Source organism: Nonomuraea sp. NPDC050691 (assembly GCF_040654455.1).
In the GTDB taxonomy this organism is placed as follows: Bacteria; Actinomycetota; Actinomycetes; order Streptosporangiales; family Streptosporangiaceae; genus Nonomuraea.
Genome location: NZ_JBFAIA010000012.1, coordinates 1 through 19,769 on the forward strand (window position 1 = coordinate 1; position 19,769 = coordinate 19,769).

General features: G+C 69.3%; 13 protein-coding genes and 2 pseudogenes. 6 read left to right on the plus strand and 9 right to left on the minus strand.

Annotated features, from left to right (window positions below; all coding sequences use genetic code 11):
- Window positions 1–1,037 (plus strand): annotated as a pseudogene (locus AB0H81_RS07460) (adenylyl cyclase); the annotation flags it as partial.
- Window positions 1,038–1,123: 86 nt separating this feature from the next.
- Here the strand turns inward: AB0H81_RS07460 and AB0H81_RS07465 are convergent.
- From AB0H81_RS07465 to AB0H81_RS07475, 3 genes are all read right to left on the minus strand, one after another.
- Window positions 1,124–1,384: an IclR family transcriptional regulator C-terminal domain-containing protein gene (locus tag AB0H81_RS07465; RefSeq protein ID WP_358370578.1), complete on the minus strand. Its 261-nt coding sequence runs from the start codon at window positions 1,382–1,384 to the stop codon at window positions 1,124–1,126.
- Window positions 1,306–1,638 (minus strand): hypothetical protein, encoded by a 333-nt coding sequence (locus AB0H81_RS07470; protein ID WP_358370826.1) that lies wholly within the window; start codon window positions 1,636–1,638, stop codon window positions 1,306–1,308. Before AB0H81_RS07470 ends, AB0H81_RS07465 begins: the two co-directional genes overlap by 79 nt.
- Before the next feature lie 265 nt (window positions 1,639–1,903).
- Window positions 1,904–4,189 carry a glycoside hydrolase family 3 N-terminal domain-containing protein gene (locus AB0H81_RS07475; protein WP_358370580.1) on the minus strand — a complete coding sequence of 762 codons (2,286 nt, stop codon included), beginning with the start codon at window positions 4,187–4,189 and terminating at the stop codon, window positions 1,904–1,906.
- 215 nt (window positions 4,190–4,404) lie between these two features.
- On the opposite strand from AB0H81_RS07475, the gene AB0H81_RS07480 reads away from it, so the two are divergent.
- The 5 genes from AB0H81_RS07480 (at window position 4,405) to AB0H81_RS07500 (ending at window position 10,334) form a co-directional block, all read left to right on the plus strand.
- On the plus strand, window positions 4,405–5,415 hold the full coding sequence (locus AB0H81_RS07480) for a LacI family DNA-binding transcriptional regulator (protein WP_358370582.1): 1,011 nt from the start codon (window positions 4,405–4,407) through the stop codon (window positions 5,413–5,415).
- A 148-nt stretch (window positions 5,416–5,563) separates the two neighbouring features.
- Window positions 5,564–6,775 carry an ABC transporter substrate-binding protein gene (locus tag AB0H81_RS07485; protein ID WP_358370585.1) on the plus strand — a complete coding sequence of 404 codons (1,212 nt, stop codon included), beginning with the start codon at window positions 5,564–5,566 and terminating at the stop codon, window positions 6,773–6,775.
- Entirely contained in the window at window positions 6,775–7,707 is a 933-nt protein-coding gene (locus tag AB0H81_RS07490) for a sugar ABC transporter permease (RefSeq protein WP_358370587.1), read from the plus strand. Before AB0H81_RS07485 ends, AB0H81_RS07490 begins: the two co-directional genes overlap by 1 nt.
- Before the next feature lie 120 nt (window positions 7,708–7,827).
- The gene (locus AB0H81_RS07495; RefSeq protein ID WP_358370590.1) at window positions 7,828–8,646 is read left to right on the plus strand and encodes a carbohydrate ABC transporter permease; all 819 of its coding nucleotides are present in this window, start codon (window positions 7,828–7,830) and stop codon (window positions 8,644–8,646) included.
- 221 nt (window positions 8,647–8,867) lie between these two features.
- Window positions 8,868–10,334, plus strand: a complete 1,467-nt coding sequence (locus AB0H81_RS07500; RefSeq protein WP_358370592.1) for a GH32 C-terminal domain-containing protein — start codon at window positions 8,868–8,870, stop codon at window positions 10,332–10,334.
- 148 nt (window positions 10,335–10,482) lie between these two features.
- Here the strand turns inward: AB0H81_RS07500 and AB0H81_RS07505 are convergent.
- From AB0H81_RS07505 to AB0H81_RS07530, 6 genes and pseudogenes are all read right to left on the minus strand, one after another.
- A pseudogene (locus AB0H81_RS07505) lies at window positions 10,483–11,479 on the minus strand (Tn3 family transposase); the annotation flags it as partial.
- Window positions 11,362–13,374, minus strand: a complete 2,013-nt coding sequence (locus tag AB0H81_RS07510) for a DUF4158 domain-containing protein (RefSeq protein WP_358370595.1) — start codon at window positions 13,372–13,374, stop codon at window positions 11,362–11,364. The gene AB0H81_RS07510 and the pseudogene AB0H81_RS07505, both read right to left, overlap by 118 nt.
- Window positions 13,375–13,964: 590 nt before the next feature.
- Window positions 13,965–14,456, minus strand: coding sequence for a hypothetical protein (locus AB0H81_RS07515; RefSeq protein WP_358370598.1), 492 nt, complete (start codon window positions 14,454–14,456; stop codon window positions 13,965–13,967).
- Window positions 14,453–15,100, minus strand: a complete 648-nt coding sequence (locus AB0H81_RS07520; protein WP_358370600.1) for a hypothetical protein — start codon at window positions 15,098–15,100, stop codon at window positions 14,453–14,455. The genes AB0H81_RS07515 and AB0H81_RS07520 overlap by 4 nt, the downstream gene beginning before the upstream one ends.
- Before the next feature lie 48 nt (window positions 15,101–15,148).
- A complete protein-coding gene (locus tag AB0H81_RS07525; RefSeq protein WP_358370603.1) occupies window positions 15,149–18,529 on the minus strand; it encodes an SNF2-related protein in 3,381 nt (1,126 codons plus the stop codon).
- Window positions 18,526–19,653 (minus strand): hypothetical protein, encoded by a 1,128-nt coding sequence (locus AB0H81_RS07530; protein WP_358370606.1) that lies wholly within the window; start codon window positions 19,651–19,653, stop codon window positions 18,526–18,528. Before AB0H81_RS07530 ends, AB0H81_RS07525 begins: the two co-directional genes overlap by 4 nt.
- Window positions 19,654–19,769 lie beyond the last annotated feature (116 nt).

Here is a 19,769-nt window from a genome sequence, read left to right on the forward strand (position 1 = left end):
ACGCCGACGCACACGGCAGATACAAAGTCCGCGTGCCCGCCGCCCGCAAGGACACGCGCGGCATCTCCTGGGCCGACGGCATGACGCCGGGCCGCCCGCTGCCGATCACCGACTTCTTCGTCGCGAAGCCGTCGGACCCGGTGCAGGTCATCAACAACCAGCTCGCGCGCGGCAAGCACCTGCTGCTCACCCCCGGCGTGTACGACATCGCGCGAAGCATCGAGATCAAGCGCCCGAACACGGTCGTTCTCGGTCTCGGGCACGCCACACTCACCGCCGTCCACGGCTCGACCCCGCTCGACGTCGCCGACGTCCCCGGGGTCGTCGTCGCCGGCGTTACCATCGACGCGGGCCTCGAGAAGTCGCCGGTCCTGCTCAGGGTGGGCAAGAAGCACGGGCCGCGCTGGAGCTCGGCGGACAACCCGACGACTCTCTCCGACGTGTACTTCCGGGTCGGCGGACCGCACGTCGGCAAGACCGACATCGCGCTCGAGGTCAACAGCGACCACGTGCTCATCGACCACACCTGGGTGTGGCGCGCCGACCACGGACTCGAGGGCTTCACCGACACCCAGCGCTGGAAGACCAACATCGGCCGCAACGGCGCCGTCATCAACGGCGACCACGTGACCGCGACCGGCCTGTTCGTCGAGCACTTCCAGCAGTACAACACCATCTGGAACGGCGACGACGGCACCACGATCCTCTACCAGAACGAGCTGCCCTACGACCCGCCGACCCAGGCCGACTGGATGAACGGCGACATCGAGGGCTGGGCCGGATACAAAGTCGGCGACCGCGTGAAGACGCACCGCCTCTACGGCGGCGGCGTCTACGTCTTCAACCAGAACAACCCGCAGATCCACACCGAGAACGGCTTCGAGGTTCCGGAGACCCCGGGCGTCAAGCTGCACCACATCATGACCGTCAACCTCAACGCCGGAACGATCGACCACGTCGTCAACGGCGTCGGCGACGCAGCCGACGCGACCAAGGTCGGCGCGCCGGTGTACGTCACGGATTACCCGGCCTCGTAGGGTTCGGCCGCCGGTGGGCCGGAGTCAGCGCGCCCCGGCCCACCGGCACGCCCCCGTGACGCTCCCGGCGACGGAAGGTCTCACCCTTAGCGGACCCGGATGCCGGGTCGCCATCCAAGCTGCCGCGAGATGTCCAGGCCACTCGCCAGGACCGACGGCAGTGCGGCCTGGTGCTTGACCGAGCCCGCCCGGAGCACCACCGACAGCGCCGCGACGACCCAGCCGCTACCGTCGACAATGCGCGTGGCCACCGAGTCGGCCCCCTCGGTCAGCTCACCACGAACGCCGGCGGTTCCGGTCCGGCGGCACGCCGCGATCTCGTTGCGCAGCGCCACCGGATCGACCACCGTCCGCGGGGTGTAGCGGCGAACCGGGTGCCACCCTTGGCGGTGGAGCGCAGCACCTTGCCGAAGTACGTATCGGTGTCGACCGGTTCCATCTCCCACAACGGCCGGCCGAACCAGGTCCGCACCTGCTCCAGATGCGCCACGTCGGAGGAGATCGTCCCGTCCGACAGCCCTGCCGCCGCCCGGGCCAGCATGAACCCGGCCAGCGGGTTATTAGTTACTACTGCGGCAAGCCCTGCCGCCAGGCCGCCCACCGCGCCCGCATGCGGAGGCGCGCAAGGAGCTGGAGTGGCTGCGCCGCCACCTGGTCGCCGGCCCCCGATGTCGATAGCTCCTGGCGCTGACCGCTGGATCTCAACTTGGCGCACGCCGAGCTTGGCGTCGGCGACCCGGGTCTCGGGGCGCGTGCGCAAAGCAGTCGCCGAGTACAGCGGTTACAGGAGCTTGCTGCCGCCCGCAGGTAACGTATTCGTCACTGAGGTCCACGCGTGCCGGTTCCTTCCGCCAGGGGCCTTGGGGTCAGTGGCGTATGTGGAACCGCGCGGTCAGGTGATGTGTCCGTCGTGAGCTGGGTCCCACGCGGAGCTCGAATTCGCCGGGTTCGATGACTCGGTGGCCGTCGGCGGTTACCAGAGAGCATCGGGACGCGGGGATGCGGAGGTCGACGTCGATGGTCTGCCCTGGAGCGATCTCGGCCTGTGTGAATGCCTTCAGCTCCTGATCGGCCCAGGTGACGCTCGTCGTGAGGTCGCTGACGTAGACCTGCACGGTTTCGAGGGCTGGGCGGCTGCCGGTGTTGGCGAGGCGTACTGTCGCTTCGACAGTGCCGTCGGCGGGCACCTCCTGGTTGCGCACGGTGAGGTCGGTGTAGGTCACGGTGGTGTAGCTCAGTCCGTCGCCGAACGCGAAGAGGGGCTCTTGGGTGAGGTCCGCGTAGCGGTCGCCGTGCTGGCCCCGGACCTGGTTGTAGAAGACCGGTTGCTGCCCGGCGTGCCGGGCGAAGGAGATCGGCAGCCGCCCGCTGGGCTCGATGAGTCCGAGCACCAGCTCGGCGACGGCGCGGCCCCCACGCATGCCGGGGTTGAACGCCTCGATGAGCGCCGCAGCGTTCAGAGCGGAGTCCGGCAGAGTGCTCGGCTTGGACTGGACCAGCACCACGATCATGGGAGTGCCGGTGGCGGCGATCGCGTCAAGCAGAGCGATCTGGGCGCCCTGGAGGTCCAGCGTGGCGGTCGAGCGTCCCTCGCCGGTGAGTGCGATCGTGTCGCCGACCACCACCACCGCGTAGTCGGCGGCTCGGGCGGCTGCGGTGGCCTGTGAGAGGAGCTCCTGGTCGACCGGCGCGGGGGTGAAGATCGGTGGCCTCGGCTGGCCATCGTCGAGCAACGGCCCCGCAGGATCCGGGATGAGAATCTCGATGTCGCAGCCGCGCGTATGCGTCACCGACCAGTCGGACGGGACGAGGGCGCGGAAGCCGTCGAGAACGGTTTCCACCAACTCGCGCGGATGTCCCTCGGGCATCCAGTCGACCTGCCCTGAAGCGCCTGCCCAGTCGCCCAGCATCGCTTGCGGGTCGTCGGCGTTGGGGCCGATGACGGCGATGGTCCGCCGGACGCCCCGTGCGGACGCGCGGCCCTGGCCGTCACCGATCAGTCCGCCGTCGAGTGGCAGGACGCCGTCGTTGCGCAGCAGCACCAGGGAACGCCGGGCGGTCTGGAGGTTCAGGTCGGCATGTGCGCGGCAGCCGATGACGGCCGCCTGGCGCTCGGGATCCGGGGTACGGGGGTTCTCGAAGAGCCCCAGCTCGAACTTGAGCCGCAGGATCCGCCGTACGGCGTTGTCGATCTCCTTCTCGTCCACCAGGCCACGGGAGACCGCCTCCTGCGCGGCGTCGAAGAACGCCGGCGTGTTCATCACGAAATCGTTGCCGGAGCGGATGGCGAGCGCTGCCGCCTCGGCGTCGTCGGCACAGACCCGCTGCTCCCACACCATCCGGCCGACGTTGTCCCAGTCGGTCACCAGCGTCCCGGTGAAGCCCCACTCCTCCTTGAGCACGTCGTTGATCAACCATCGGTTCGCGGTGATCGGCACACCGTCGATCGACTGGTAACCGAGCATGACAGTCCGGCATCCGGCCTCGACCGCGCGTTGGAAGGGCGGCAGGAACCACGACCGTAGCTTGCGCGGGCTCAGGTCCGCCTCGCTCGCGTCGCGCCCGCCTTGTGTCTCCGAATAGCCGGCGAAGTGCTTGGCGCCGGCCAGCACGGCGGTCGCGTCCCCCAGGCCGGCGCCCTGGTAACCGCGGATCATCGCCGCGCCGAGCTCACCGATCAGGAAGGGGTCCTCGCCGAACGTCTCGTTGATCCGCCCCCAGCGCAGGTCTCGGGCGATGCACAGCACCGGCGAGAACGTCCAGTGGATCCCCGTCGACGCGACCTCCGTTGCGGTGGCACGGGCGACCCGTTCGAGCTGTGCGGGGTCCCACGTACAGGCCATGGCCAGCTGGGTGGGGAAGATCGTCGCACCCGGCCAGAACGAGTGACCGTGGATGCAGTCCTCGGCCGTCAGCAGCGGGATGCCCAGCCGTGTCCGGCGAGCCAGTTCGACGGCCTCCAGCATCCGCGTGGGAGATGCGTGGAGGATCGACCCGGCGAGCTTGGCCGACACCACGTCTGTCAGATCCCGCCGGGCGTCGAGCTGCAACATCTGGCCGACCTTCTCCGGCAGCGTCATCCGGGCCAGCAGATCCTCGACCCTGGCCTCCATGGGCGCGTCAGCATCCAGATACACCACAGACTGCCGCAATGCCGCCTCCCTTGGACGAAGGTGTGATGGCGCCAGATTGATCGCCATGCTGTTGACCGCCCTGAACTTACCATGGTTAACTTCGCGAAACAGCTCGGAAACCGGTTCCGGAACCGATACCGCAACCGGTGACGAAATCGATTCCGGAACCGGTTTCGGGAACTGACGGCGTGTCGAGCGGTTCCTAACCGGGAGCCGAGATATGAGGAGGTGAGATGCCGGTCACCATCGGCGACGTGGCCGCGCGAGCGGGCGTCAGCAAGACGACCGTTTCGCGGGTGCTCAACGACAAGGGCGAACTCAGCGAGGACACCGTGCAGAGGGTTCGCCAGGCGATCTCCGAACTCGGATACGTGCCGAGCGCCGGCGCGGTCGGGCTCGCCCGTGGCCGCACGCAACTGATCGGCATGCTGGTTCCGTCGCTGACCTGGCCTTGGATCGGCACCGTCATCCAGGGAGTCGTCGACGTCCTGGAGAACGAGGGATTCGGTCTTCGACTCCTCACGTTCAACCGTGGCGAGGAGTCGCTGCGGAAGCTGGGGGTTCAGGTAGCGGCCAAGTCCTTCGACGGTCTGCTGGTGATCGTGCCTCCGGGGACGTTGGGATACATCACGGAGTTGCACGCGGCGGGCCTGCCTGTGGTGATGGTCGATGACCACGGGCACCGGCCGGTCTTCCCCCACGTCGACACGACGAACCGGGCAGGGGGCGCGCAGGCGGCGGCACACCTGCTCGACATCGGCCGACGCCGGCCCCTGGTCGTGTCCGGTCCCGAGGAGTTCGGCTGCACCCAGGAGCGGCTGGCCGGTTTTCTGGACGCCTACTCCGAAGCGGGAATCACGATCGACGACAGTCATGTCGTTCCTGGTGAATTCACCTTTGACGACGGCCGGGACGCCGTCCGGCGGGCGCTTGCGGGCGGCGCGAGGTTCGACGCCATCTTCGCGCACAACGATCTGTTGGCCGCGGGGGCGCTCGTCGCGCTGCGCGAGGCAGGCCTTCGCGTTCCTGACGATGTCGCCGTCGTGGGGTTCGACGACGTCGACGTCGCCTCGTACACGGATCCGGCGCTGACCACGGTTCGTCAGCCGCTACGTGAGATGGGCGAGGCCGCGGCCCGCCTGCTCCTGGACCACGTGGGCGGATCGCCGTCGCCGACCCTCTCGCGGACCATTGCGACCACTCTCGTCGTTCGGGGCTCGACCTCCGCGACGGGCAAACCCTAGCGAGAAACACTCCTGCCGGAGCCGAGCCACGTGCACGGTCGCCGCCGCCAAGGCGGATGACCACCCCGGCGGACATCGTCCTGCCGAAATGCCCCCATCCCCTACCTCCTCGCGTTCCCTTTTCGCACATCTGCTCCAAGGAGGAGTCATGACACTGCATCGCAAGAGCCTGGCCGGGGTGGCCGCCGTTGGCCTGGTCGCAAGCCTGGCCGCCTGTGGATCGTCCGCAGTGTCTGCAGGCACCACCGTCGACTTCTGGTACTACCAGCCCACACCGCAACAGGCCGCCAAGGTCCAGCAGCTGGTCAAGGAGTTCGAGGCCGCCAATCCGGCCATCGACATCAAACTGGTCCAGGTGCCTAAGGACGACTACAACACCAAGCTGGCCTCCGCGCTTGCGGGCAAGAAGGGCCCTGACGCCGGGTACCTGGACCAGCCGCAGATGGCCCGCTACGCCGGTTCCGGGCAGCTCGCGGAAGTGCCGGCGGGCACCGTCAACGAGGGAGACTTCTACGAAGGCGCGCTGAACACCAACAAGGTGAACGGCAAGCTGTACGGAGTCCCCCTGCAGCAGACCACCGTGGTGCTGTTCTACAACAAGGAACTGGTCGACACCCCTCCGCAGACCTGGGACGACCTGGTCGCCACCGCGGAGCGCGTGCACCAGGCGAAACCCAACATCGCCGGGGTGGCGGTGCCGAAGGGCGACGGGTTCGGCGCCTGGGTGTTCCCGGGCTTCGTCGCCTCTGCCGGCGGCACCATGCTGGATGAAAAGAACAAGAAGGTCACCTTCACCGAGCCGCCGGCACAAGAGGCGCTGGCACTGTGGCGGCGGCTGCTCCAGTCCTCGCCCCGGAAGATCACCAACAGCGAGCTTCCGTTCCAGAAGGGCCTCGCCGCGATGATGTTCTCCGGCCCGTGGGACATCCTGGGCATCCGCGAGCAGTTCCCGCAGCTGGAGTTCGACGTGGCGCCGATGCCGCGCAAGGTCAAGGAGGCCAGCAACATCGGCGGTGACAACGGCGTGGTGTTCTCCACCTCGGATCAGAAGGACGCCGCATTCAAGTGGCTCCAGTTCCTGTCCAGCGAATCCCACAACGCGGCGTTCGCCGACATCACCGGCAACTTCCCCACGAACGTCAAGGCCGCGAACAAGTCCACACTGGCCGGCGATCCACAGTTCAAGGTGGTGCTCGATCAGCTCAAGACCGCACAGGCGCGACCGTCGGTGAAGGACTGGATCCAGATCAACGACGATTACCTGGCCAAGGCGATCGAGGAGGCCGTCGACGGCGGCGCTGCCCCGGCCACGGCGCTGAACACCGCCGCCGAGCGTGCGCGCAAGCTGCTGGCCTGGTAATGGGAACCCGCAGCTCCGGCGTCACCGCGCCGGGCAGCCGGCAGGGTGCCCGACGCGGCAAGGACGCGCTCACCGCCTACATGTTCATCACACCGGCGATGCTCCACACGCTGTTGTTCATGCTCCTGCCGGCCGCGGCGGCGCTGTACTTCAGCTTCACGGAGTGGGACATGATCTCGCCGGCACGCTGGGTGGGCCTGGTCAACTACCAGGAAGTGCTCTTCAACGGCGACCTGTATCCCGACTTCTGGAAGTCCGTGCGGGTCACCCTCGTCTACGGCCTGCTCGCCGTCCCGGCCTCGCTCCTGACCGGCTTCGTCCAGGCGTACCTGATCGACGGCATCCGCCGCGGCCAGCCGTTCTTCCGCCTCGCGTTCTACCTGCCCGTGATCACCGCTGAGGCAGCCGTCGGCGCCATCTGGAAGTGGCTCTACGACCCGCAGTTCGGCCTGATCAATGCCGCCCTGGGGTTCTTCGGGATCGACGGCCCGGACTGGCTGGGCACACCCGGCACGGTGGTGCCCGCTCTGGCTTTGATCGCCGCCTGGCAGTCCGGCAGTGCGATGCTGATCTTCCTGGCCGGGCTGAAGGGCATTCCCCGAAGCTATTACGAGGCCGCCGAGGTCGACGGCGCCAACGCCGGCCAGCGGCTGTGGAGCATCACCCTTCCGCTGCTGCGGCCCACGACCTTCTTCCTCACCGTCACCGGGATCATCGCCGCGCTCCAGGTCTTCGGCATCGTCTACGTGTTGTTCAGCAGCAACATCGGCCCGGAGGGCGCCGGGTTGACCTATGTGCTGCACCTGTACCTCGCCGGGTTCCGCAACGGCGGGATGGGCGCGGCCAGCGCCATGTCCTTCCTGCTGTTCGCCTTCATCCTCTTGATCACCGCGGTGCAGTTCCGCGTCCTCCCACGCCAGTACGAGGAGTGATCCCGCATGCAGTCCGTTGACACCGCACTGGCGAAAGGCCGCGTTCCGAAATCCAGGAGAGCCGCCCCACCGGCACGCCGGCGCCGTAGCCGAGGAGTCGCCCCCACGGCACTGCGGCTGGTGGCCTACGCGGTGCTGTTCGCCGGGGTCGTCGCCGCGCTCGCGCCGTTCGTCTGGATGATCGCTACCTCGTTCAAGCAGCCCCAGGACGTGTTCACCCCGACGCCCACCCTGCTCCCCACAGACGCCCGCACCGGCGCCTGGGCCCCCACGCTCGACAACTATCTGCAGGTGCTGGGCATCGGCGGCTTCGCCACCGCCTTCCTCAACAGCGTCATCGTGGTCGTGATCCTGGTCCCGGCCAAGCTGCTCCTGGACGCCCTCGCGGCCTACGCCTTCGCCCGCATCGAGTTTCCCGGCCGCAACGCCCTGTTCATGGTGCTGCTGGCGACCATGATGGTTCCCGGCGTCGCTCTCCTGATTCCCAAGGTGTTCATCACTCAGGAACTGGGCATGAGCGACAGCCTCACCGGCATCATCGTGCCGAATGTCATCTCGGCCTTCGACATCTTCCTCCTGCGCCAATTCTTCTTGACCATCCCGCAGGAAGTCGAAGAAGCCGCGATGCTCGACGGCGCTTCGCGCATCAAGATCTTCTGGTCCCTCGCCCTCCCACTGGCCCGCCCGGCACTGGCCGTGGTCACCATCACGAGCTTCATCTACCACTGGAACGACCTGCTCTGGCCGCTGGTGATCCTGTCGGACCAGGAGAAGTACACCCTGCCGCTGGCGCTGCAGGCACTGGTATCCGGCCGCGTGGGGCAACCCCAGCTCGTCATGGCCGGGGCGGTCGTGGCCGTCATGCCAGTGATCGTCATCTTCCTCATCTTCCAGCGCAAGATCCTGGAAGGCATCGCTCTGACCGGTCTGAAGGGCTGAGCCGTTTGCCGGAGACGCCCGCCATCACCAGTGGCGAGCCAGCACATCCAGGCCTACCAAGCCAACGGGATAGCTCTCCATCGTGCTGGCCGGAGTGATCATCGCCCTGGTTTCAGTGTGCTGATCTTCATCGCCGCCCGGCTACTTCGTCGAGGGAATCGTGGCCGGCTCCTTCCGCTGACCCTTCCCCTACACGTTCTGATACTCGGAAAGGCACGTGTGTGTCCCCCACGCCCTTTGACTCCTACCGGCCTGTCGCGCACCTGCGCCCGCCCCGTAATTGGATCAACGACCCCAACGGGCTGGTCTTCCACGACGGCCACTACCACGTCTGCTACCAGTACAACCCCCACGGAAGCCACCACGCGAACATGCACTGGGGCCACTACCGCAGCCCCGACCTGCTGAGCTGGGAGACGCTGCCCATCGCCCTCACCCCCACCCCCGGCAGCGAGGACGCCGACGGCTGCTACTCCGGCAACGCCATCTCCGACGGCGAACGGCTGGTCGCCTTCTACTCCGCCTACCGCCACGACCGCTGGAGCCAGCCGGTCACCACCGCCGAGTCCCACGACGGCGGCCGCACCTTCCGCCCTCGCGGCGACCTGCTCATCCCGCAGCCGCCCGACGGCTGCACCATGTACCGCGACCCGTACGTCTGGCAGGACGGCGGGCGCTGGCGGATGCTGGTCGGCGCCGCACTCGCCGACGGCCGCGCCGCGGCCCTGCTGTATGAGTCGCCCGACCTGGAGACCTGGTCGTACCAAGGGCCGTTCTGCGCTCGGGAGTCGCAGGACATCCCCGGGACACAGGCCCGTACCGGGGAGGGCTGGGAGTGCCCTCAATACCTCCCTGCGGGCTCCGGGCGCGGCGCCCTCATCATCAGCGCGTGGAACGAACACGACGGCCCGCAGTGCGTCACAGCCCTGGTAGGCGAGGAACACGGCGACGTCTTCGAGGCCGGCCCACCCGTGCTCCTCGACCACGGCCCGGACTGCTACGCGCCCGCCCTGCTGCGCGCACCGGGCGGCCGATGGCTGCTGTGGGGCTGGTCCTGGGAAGCCCGCGACGCATCATGGGCCGCCGCAGCAGGATGGGCCGGACTGCTTACCCTCCCACGCGAAATCACACTCACCGACGACGGCACGCTGCACCAGCAGCCCGCCGCCGAACTGCTCACACTGCGCGGCGAGCACACCGTCCGCGCCACGGGTACCGCCCACGGCCCGGAGCCGGTGGACCTCGGCGGCGTCGGCCGCGCCTTCGACCTGACGGCCCGACTGGAGCCGACCGGGGAAGCCGGTCTGCGGCTGCTGACCACCGCAGACGGCTCCGAGTACCTCGACATCCGCCTCGACCCGGTGGCGGGCGTACTGGTCGTCGACCGCGACCGCGCTTCACTGGACTCGCGGGCCCGCGGCGGCGCCTACCGGATGCCCTGCCCCAACGGCGAGCCGGTCGACCTGCGCGTGGTCGTCGACCACTCCATCGCCGAGATCTTCCTGTCCACCACCGGCCAGGCGCTCACCCTGCGCTGCTACCCAACCGGCGACGGCCCATGGCGGCTACAGGCCCGCAGCGCGCCGGGCGCGCGCCTCGGCTACGCCGTCGACGCGTGGGAACTGCTGCCCCTCGTGATCAAGGAGCCCAGCACCGACACCGCAGAGCCGGAAGGGCGATCCGCCTGACAGCGGTCGCAGCCACGTCGCAGCCACAGAGCAGGAGGTGGCCGAGGCTGCACAGGGCGTCGGGCAGGCCCAGAGTTGACCAGCTACTTAAGACCGGAGCGCGCACCGGCGTGCGGTGAACGCGTCCGTGCGCGCCCTCCTGCGCTGGTCACTTCGGCGCAGGGGCGACAGCAGCTTCCAACTCCAGATGGCGGTTCATGTCGAGCTCGAAGCGCCCGTACAGGTTCAGGTGGGTCCAGAACAGGGCCGACAGGCCCCGCCGGTCGGCCGGAGTGAGCCGCCGCTGCCAGGCCGGATCGCGCAGCACGATCTGGATCATCACCGTGTTCAGGTAGGCGATCGCTGCGGCGACCAGGTGCAACGCCAGCGCCGAGACCTCGGCGTGTTCGCGGTCGTCACCGGTCAGGTCACCCGCCTTGCCGTAGAAGAGGTCCTTACTGGCGGAGTTGAAGTTCTCCACCACGTTCAACCCCTCGTTGATCTCCCGTCTGAGCTCCCCATCGGCGAGATAGTCGCAGATAAAGATGGTTCTGACGACGCGGCCGAGCTTCGATGGCCTGGTAGGTGGGGTGCTTGGGGCCGCCGCGGGTGAAGCGGCGCAGCATCTGGTGGGACTCGGCGGTGCGTAGCCTGAGCGCGGTCGCGTGCTTGATCATCTGGTCGTAGTGGCGGGCGATCACAGCCCAGTCGATCGTCTTGTGCGACAGCACCGCCTCCAGCGCCGGCCACGCCTCATCCTCCCCGATCCCTGGCCGGTACAGCCTCGCCGAGCCGATGTTCTTCAACCGCGGCAGCAGGTTGAAGTCCAGCAGCTCCGAAAAGGCGAACCCGACGATCGAGGCGCCGTGCGTGTCGGTGTACTGGCGGTCGATCTCCGCGTCGGTCAGGTGCCGCAGCAGGCCCTCGATCATCGAGGCCACCTCGGAGGCGGTGGTGGACGTCACCTGACTGTAGATGCACACACTCTTGCGTTCGACATGCCAGTACACCATGACCCCCGGCCCACCGTAGCGCTGATGCCACTCCGTCATGATGTTGGCCGCCCAGGAGCCGAACTTGCGCGAGTCCGACGCGCACGAGGTACCCGGCCCCCATAGCCCGACGTCGCGTACGGCGAGGGTGGCGTTGACCAGCGTGCGGATCGCCTCGCGCAGGTTGTCACGGTTGATGAACAGCCGGCGGGTACGGCGCAGCGCCGCCTCGTTGTCGATCTGGTCCCGGGCACCGCAGCCGCGGCCACGCCGTCGGCGACCCGCTTGATCCCGACGTTCGTCCCCAGTCCGTACAGGCACAGCAGCAGCCGTCTTTGCAGCACCGCCGGATCAGTGATGGTGCGCGAGGCGACCGAGGTGAAGGCGGCGGTGTAGCCGGTGACGTGGGCGACGTCCTTGAGCACGTCCAGCAGGTCGATCACGCCCCACCGGTGGGAGATCTCCTGCTTGAGCGCCTTCAGACTGGCCGGCTCCTCCTGCTTGTCGATCGGCGGCACGCTGATCCACGGCTCGCCTTTCTTGCGGGTGATCTTCACCCCGCCCGCGGTGCCCTTGCGCATCGCCGTATTCAGCCGGTCCAGGGCGGCGGTGTGGCGGCGCTGCAGGTCGGCGATGAAGGCGGCCGGATCACGAGGTTTGACCAGAGCCTCGTAGTGCACGTCGCGGTTGTCGTCGAAGTCGGCCGGCAGATCATCGTCAGGGTTGCGCCAGATCTTGGCGCCCTCGGCCCAGATCTCCCGCCGCCGGATCGCCTTGCGTAGTGCGACCAGCACGCACAGCTCATACGGGATCCGTTCGACGCGGCCGCGCTCGTCGACCACGGCCTCCTGCCAGTCTTCGGGCACCACATGCTCCAGCGGCACCAACTCGGCGCCGTCGTAGAAGACGGCCTCGGAGCCGTCGTAGCGGTCCAGCAGCTTCAGCGCGTCCATCACGGGCTGGAAGGCGGCGTTGTTGCACCGAAAGACCAGCGCGCGCAGCAGCTTGGGCAGCCCGCGCCGGTAATGGCGCGAATAGGAACCGCGCAGCTTGGTCCGCACCCGGGCGTTGAATGCCTTCTCGTTCGCCTTGGCCTCGGCCACGATGTCGGTCAGCGTGTCAGCACCGACCACCGGGTAGATCGCCGTGCGGACGAGCTCCTCGGGCAGGTCCAGCGCGGCCTGGGCCAGTCGGGCCAAGATGCCGTGCTTGCCGTGCACGCGCCGGAACTCGGTGCTGATCTCGTTCTCGACCTTCTTCTCGGCCCGCACGCTGATCTTGTGCACGAGCTGGATCAGCAGCTCCACCAGACCGTCGATCATCTCGGTCTTGCGCACCCAGCACAGCGCCGCCAGCAGCGTCATGCACACCCGCGGCGGGGCAGCCGCGAAGTCGGAGGGGTACATCCTCATCGCCCGCGCTCGCCAGGCCTCCACGACCTTCTCCGAGGTGCCCTCGAACAGCGTCTCCGGCAGGCCGATCGCCTTGACCCGCTCCAGCTTGCCGATCTCGGCCAGCAGCGTCTCCAACTGCAGCGGCCCTGGGTCCTCCTTCAGCTCCTGCAAGAAACTGCGCATCCCCGCGCCGCCGCCGTCCCGGCCATCACCCTCACCATTAGGGTCTGGGTCGGGGACCTTGATGAGCTCCTGCAGCGCGGTCACCGCCGCGACCGGCAGCCGCTCCATTGTGACGGTGGTGAACTCGCGCTCGAACATCGCCTCGGCCGCGCCCACCAGCCGCTCGACTTGCTTGGGGGTGGGAGGTTCCATCCGTTCCTCACGGCAGCGGGCAAGCAGGGCCGCCCGCAGCCGCTCGCGCGAGGTCTCCACCGGGCACATGTCGCGCCCCAGCCAGAAGATCAGCTTGTCCTCGTCAGCGACCGTCGGCTCCCGGAACCCGTAGAACTCCCGGATCTGGGAGCGATGGTTGGTCGCCTGACGGGAGGCGAAGTCGTAGGCGGCAAACAGCCCGCCATCCACCTTGACCTGCCCGACCACGTAGTCGACCGCAGCCTTGGGAACATCCTCCCGGCGCGGGTACCGTGCCTCCTGCTCAAAGAACTTCAGCATCAGGGCAAAGCCCAGACGAGTCGCCCCGGTCTTTCGGCCTCGGTCTCATCCAGCGTCCAGCACTCGATGAGGTCCTCCAGCCCCCACTCTCTCCGCATCGGCTGGGATCCTTTCTCCCGATCCGCCCCAGAAGAACGAGAGAAACAGTGATCCGTGATGACACGGCTACCCCGCGGTACGGCCAAGCCGTTACCGACACGTACCGATCCGGAGATGTAACTATCAGCTACCTTTCCGGTGGTCGCAGCGACCCGAGTGGAGGGCCCATGCGGAGCGCGCTTGCACGTCCGCGAATCGTTCCCCGATCACACCTTCGAACGCAACCCCATCGTGGACAGCGCGTGGCCCGCTACCCCTGGAGCAGCTTGGGCACGGACCCCAATCAATCCTGCGCCGCTGATGCCACGGTCATCTCGGCCTAAGCTGCAAAAACTCCCCGCCTGCAGCGCTGTGACGTCAGGGTAAGGGCTCGAACGGAAGTTCGGCGGAGGGAAGGTGTCGAGCCTCGGGCAGGTGGGATGGTCCGCTTCCTTCGGCGAGCAGGGGCACGGTGAAGCCCACAGATGGGTGGAGCCATGCGGTCGTGGGCTTCATCGTCGTGGGCGCGCGCGGGCGTTGAGGGCGGTGAGCGCGTCCTGATATGCGCCGGCCGGGTCGTCGCTGGGAGCGGCGATGAGCTGCCAGTCGTGGCCGGCGGCGGCGAAGGGGTACCACCTGCCGTCATGTCCGTGGCGGATCTCAATGTCGGCGGTGGGGTCGGTGACGCGGTTGTCGGCGGTGGTCAGCGGAGCGGCCGAGTCCGGACGTAGCGGGGTGATGGCTGCGGCGGCCTGCTGGAGGACCTGGGGGTCGTCGGGGTAGAGGTGGCGGGTGGCGCGGACGCCGGGGGCGCCGGCCAGCGCATAGGTGTTCAGGAGTCGGCGGAAGGCCTGCGGTTCTATGTCGAGCCGGTGGGCCACGATCTCGGCACGCGTCCCGGCCGGCAGGGAAGCGGTCAGGCGTACGGCGTCGGCGACCGGGTCCGTCTCGAGCAGGGTGCCCTCGGTCAGGAGCTGCTGGGCCTGGCGGGCGGCTTCGGTCACGAGGTGGCGAAGCAGCTGCAGCGAGGGTGCGGGTGCCGGCGGCTCGGGCAGTTCCATTGCCGCGAAGCTCGCCGTGGACGCGTCGCCGCTGACGGCGGCTTCGCGCGAGGAAGGCGGCGGTGTGCTGTGCTCCCGGTTTTGGTAGGCCTGGTGGCGATGTAGGAGCCTGTCGGGCGTGGCGGTGTGCGGGGCCGCTCGTGCTTTTCGGGCGCTGCCGCGGTGGGGTCCGGTGCTTGAAGCAGGTCGGTCAGCTGCTGGCACGGTGCTTGCTGGCAGTCGCAGGCGAAGGTCAGCTGGGCGGCGCCGGGGGCGATGGGGACGTCGCCGGTGTGGGCGGGGTCGGCGAGTGCGGCGGGTAGTTGGCCCTTCAGCACGGCGCTCTTGTGGCGGCTGTGGGTCAGGGCCGCGGCGAGTGCCTGCTGTTGCTGTCGGCTGAGTGGGGCGATGCGGATGGTGGCGCGGGCGGGTTCGCCGTGGCGGGGGGTGATGACGGCGCTGATCTGTCCGGGCTGGGAGTTCAGGCCGGCGGGGACGCCGCCGGCGAGGTAGATGTTGTAGCCCTGCAGGAGGGTGGCGGGGCTGCCGGTGGCTTGCTTGTGGGCCATCTCCCAGGCCAGGGCCCACGGTGAGGTGGTGTCGGTCACGGGCGGGCTCCCAGGGCGATGAGTTCGGCGAGTTCGGTGTCCGACAGGTCAGCCAGGGCGGTCTCTCCGCTTGCCAAGACGGCGTCGGCCAAGGCGCGCTTGCGTTCCAGGAGGGCGTCGATGCGGTCCTCGATCGTCAGCTCGGTCTGCATCAGGTGAACTTCCAGGGTGCGGGCTTGACCGATGCGGTGGGCTCTCGATGGCCTGGGTCTCCACGGCGGGGTTCCAGGGCCGGTCGAACATGATGACGTGGCTGGCTTCGGTCAGGGTCAGACCGGTGCCGCCTGCCCTCACCGTGAGGATCATGACCGGTGTGCGGCGGGCCTGGAAGGCGTCGACGAGGTCCTGGCGGGCCTGCCCGGGCGGGATCTGGCCGTGGAGGAACAACGGCTCGATGCCCTGGGCGCGAAGGTGGGTCACCAGCAGCTGGCCCATGGCGGTGTAGTTGGTGAACACCAGCGCCGACTCGCCCGCCGCGGTGATCTGAGACAGGAGCTCGTCGACCGCGGTGAGCTTGCCCGAGCGCCGCCGCTCGCCGTCTGGGTCGTAGCGATGCGGGTCCGGGCTCTGGCGCAGGTAGTGGGCGGGGGTGTTGCAGATCTGGCGCAGTTGCGTGAGCAGGGTGAGGACCAGGGCGCGGCGCTCGCCGGGCCCCGCGGCGCGGATCTGCTCCATGGTCTGGCGCGCGACCGCCTCATACAGGCCGACCTGCTCGCGGGTGAGGGCCACGTAGCGGCGGGTGGTGACCTTCGGGGGAAGTTCCTTGAGGATGTGCGGGTCGCTCTTGCGGCGCCGGAGTATGAAGGGGGCGAACACGCGGGCCAGGCGACGGGCGTCTTCGCCTTCGGGGTCTTGCTCGATGGGGCGGGCATAGCGGTCTCTGAAGGTGCGGTAGGTGCCGAACAGGCCGGGGTTCGTCCAGTCCAGGACCGACCAGGCCTCCATGAAGCTGTTCTCGACGGGGGTGCCGGTCAGCGCGATGCGGGCCGTGGCGCTCAGGCGGCGTAGTTGCTGGGCGGTCAGCGAGCGGTGGTTTTTGGCCTGCTGGGCTTCGTCGGCGACGATGAGGTCGTACGGCTGCGCGGCGAGGGTGTCGGCGTCGCGGCGCAGGGTGCCGTAGGTGGTGATGACGACCTCGTCGCCGCTCAGGCCGTCGAGGGTGCGGCCGTCGCCGTGGTAGCGGCGGGTGGGGGTGGCCGGGGCGAAGCGGGCGATCTCGCGTTCCCAGGTGGCGAGCATGGAGGCCGGGCAGATGATCAGAGTCGGTGCGGCGCGTTCGGCCTGCTCGCGGCGGTGCAGGGCGATGGCGGTGATGCTCTTGCCGGTGCGCATGTCGTCGGCCAGGCACGCGCCGAAGCCGAGGCGGGTGATGTTGGCAAGCCAGGCCAGTCCCCGCCTCTGGTAGTCGCGCAGCGTCGCCTTCAGCGCGGCGGGCGTGGAGATGGGCTGGTGGGAGCCGACGCGCAGGAACTCCACCAGGTCGGCCAGCGCGTCGGTCGGCTCGCAGGCCACCACGTCGCCGTCGACGGTGAGGCTGCCGGTCAAGGCTGCGGTCAGTGCCTCAGCCGCGGGGAGCGTGCCAAGGTCGCGCTCCGCTGCGCGGCGGGCGGTTTGCTCGGTGATCAGCAGCCAGCGGCCTCGCAGGTGGACAAGGGCGCGGCCGGCGGCGGCCAGAGCGTCCATCTCGGCATCGGTCAGGCCGTCACCGTCGACGGTCAGCTGCCAGCGGAAGTCCAGGACGTTGTCCAGACCGAAGGCAGGCTCGCAGGTGTCGGGGGTGGAGCGGGTGCCGATCAGCGCGCGCACGCCCAGGGCGCGGGCCCACTGCTCGGGCCAGGTGATCTCGATGCCGGACCGGGCCAGGTGCTGGCCCATCTCGCCGAGCAGCAGCGCGGCTTCGGCGGCGCGCAACGTGAACCTGGACGGGTGGTCCTGCTCCAGGAGTCGCTGCAGCGGCGGCCAGAGGCGGGCGGCGGCGCGCAGCGACCGGCGGACCCGCTCCAGCTGGCCCGGCTCGGCGCCGCTTTCGGGCAGGTATTCGGCGGCGTCGATGAGCCGGGGCTCGCCGCCGGGCGAGGCGGTCCTGATTCGCAGCACCGCCCACAGCAGCTCGGTGTCCTCAGGGCTGTTCGCCGGCGGCGGCTTGATCGTCACGACCAGGCCGAGCGGCGGGCGGGGGTCGAGGATTGTGGTGATCTGGTCGGTCCACGCCACCAGGTCCGGACTCTGCGGGCGCCGTGAGGGGGCTGTGTAGGAGGCTGAGCCGAGCGCGTACGCGGTTCCCGGGCCACGCACGACCGCGTCGGCCAGAGCGTCCAGGACGCGACGCACCACGATGCGTGGCGCACACAGGCGGTACGGGTTGCGGGCGGCGGGGACGCAGTGCGCGTACGGGGGCATCGCCGCGGCGAGATCGGCAGCGGTGGCCTGCTGCCCTGCGGTGAGGGGCCCCAGGTGCCAGGCGTCGCAGCCGGTGGAGTCGGTGCCCGGGTACACGCGTTCGTCGACGATGGCCTCAAGGCCCAGGCGGATGACGGCCCGCCATGTCTGCGCACTGGGGTGCAGGCCGTCACCGTCCAGTCGGGCCAGCACCCCGCACAGCAGCCTCAGCGGCACTGGCCACACCGGGACCGCTTGGGCGCGCACTCCGACGCCCATCCCTGGCAGCACCAGCTCGACGCTTTCGGCCGGCAGCGGCGCGGGCGGGTCGGTGTCCGGCAGAGGGCTGCCGTCGGGGTGGTAGACCAGCAGGCGGGCGGCGCTGCCACTTAGGTCCGCGGTCACGGCGGCGCCCGCCCGAAGGACGGATTGCAGCAGCCGCACGGGCAGCAGCGTCTGGGCGGGCGTTCCCGCAGCAGGAGCGGCGCGCTGGTGCGGCACGCACGCGGGCTTGGCCGGTTCCGGCGCTGCGTCCTCGGCTTGCGCGGCAGGGCCGGCGGGTACCAGCGTGAGCCGGTCGAGCAGCGCTCGCACGGCGTCCTGATAGGAGGCGCGCTTGCTCGTCGCGCGCCCCTGGGCCTGGACGGTCTGGTCCTGGTAGCGGCACGACAGGGTGCACAGGAACCGCGGCCGATGCGCCGGGCCTGTCATCGAGTAGTCCGGCTCGACGTCGGTGATGACGCCGGTCTGCTGTAAGGAGTTCAGTGCGCCGAGGGGGTCCTTGCCCGGAGCCAATGGCTTGATCGCGGGCACCGCCTGGACCGGCGCGGCCGGCCGGGGCTCATCGTCGGCGACGATCAGGGCCAGCAGCGCGCGGGCCGCCTGCTCGCGGGCCGCGCCCTTGCTCAACCCCTCTCCCGCCGTCTCGAGATCCCGGCCCTTGAAGCGGCAGGTGGCCCGGCACGTGAACAGCGGCTGTTTGCCGCTGAACCCGGGCGAGACCTCGAAGGCCAAGCCGGTGATCAACTCGACCTGCGCGAGCTCGTTCAACGCGCTGACCGGATTCCGATCGGGCGCAAGCGGCCCCACCGAGGTCCCCGGCTCTGGTACGCGCGAGGGCAGCGGCAGCCCGGCCAGCTGGGCCAGGACGGCGGCCGCGGCCGAGCGCCGGGAGTGCTTCCCGGCCCGCTGTCGGCGAGCAGGAGACCGGTGCCGGGGTCATAGGTCACACGCGCCTGGAACCGCATCGTCTCCTGGGTGGCTCCAGGAATGACGGTGTCCTCGTAGACCGGGGCGGGCTGCCCGGTAGCGCCCGCGTGGAGGTTGAGGATCGCCGGCGCGGCCCCTCCGCCGGCGGCGATCGCGTCCAGGATGGCCCGGCGCGCCGGCTCCCACTGCGGCGCCGGCGCCTGGAAGAGCACCAGGTAAAGGTCACGCGGGTCCAGCATGCCGGCCCTGGCCCGGGCCGCGATCTCCGCCACCAGGACCGGCGCCACGGCGGCCTGCGCGCACGCCTGCTGCAGCTGCGCATGGAAGCCGTCCGCAGGCAGCACGGCCGCAAGCGCCACAGACACGTTGCCGCCAGCTCCGACTGGTTCCCATTCCGGGCCATCGCCCGACTCCTGCACCACCCGCTGAACCGCGCACAGATGCCCGAGCAGGCTCACCGCGGCGCGGTGCTGGGCCGCCTTGCGCTGGTCGGCGTAGGCGGCGATGCCGTGAACGAACCCCTCAGGCGTACGCCACCCGGCCTGCGCCCCGAAGCGGCCCAACCCGTCCCTGGCCGGCAACGTGCGCAGCACGAACACCGCGTCCACCGCCTGGGCCTGCGAGGTGAGAACAGCAGTGGCACGCTCCGGAGCCGAGGCCAGCGCCGTCCACGCGGCCGACCGGGCCGGCTGCACCTGCGCGTGCGCAATCGTGCTGTCCAGCAGAAGAGCCCGCAGGTCCCGCGTCCGCAACCGGCCCGCCCCGGCTCGCCGGGTGACCTCGGCGGCGAACAGCTCGGGCAACAGGCCGTCCGCGCACGCCCTGGAGAGCAAGCGGCTGAACTCCCGAGCGTCCAGCCGCCGAAACGCGTCCGCGTCACCGCCGCGAAGCTCCCGACGTTCCTTGTCCTGGGCGCGCTTCTTGAGGAATTCGCCGGTCGTCAACGGAGTGGGCCGGGTCGTCACTCTGGCGAACCTCCGGTAGCTGGATGGGCCGCACAGGCCGTCAACGCTCGAACCGGGCCAGGCGCGGCACACCAGGTCCGGCAGCGCCGGTCAGATCACGCGCCTGCTCGTGCGGT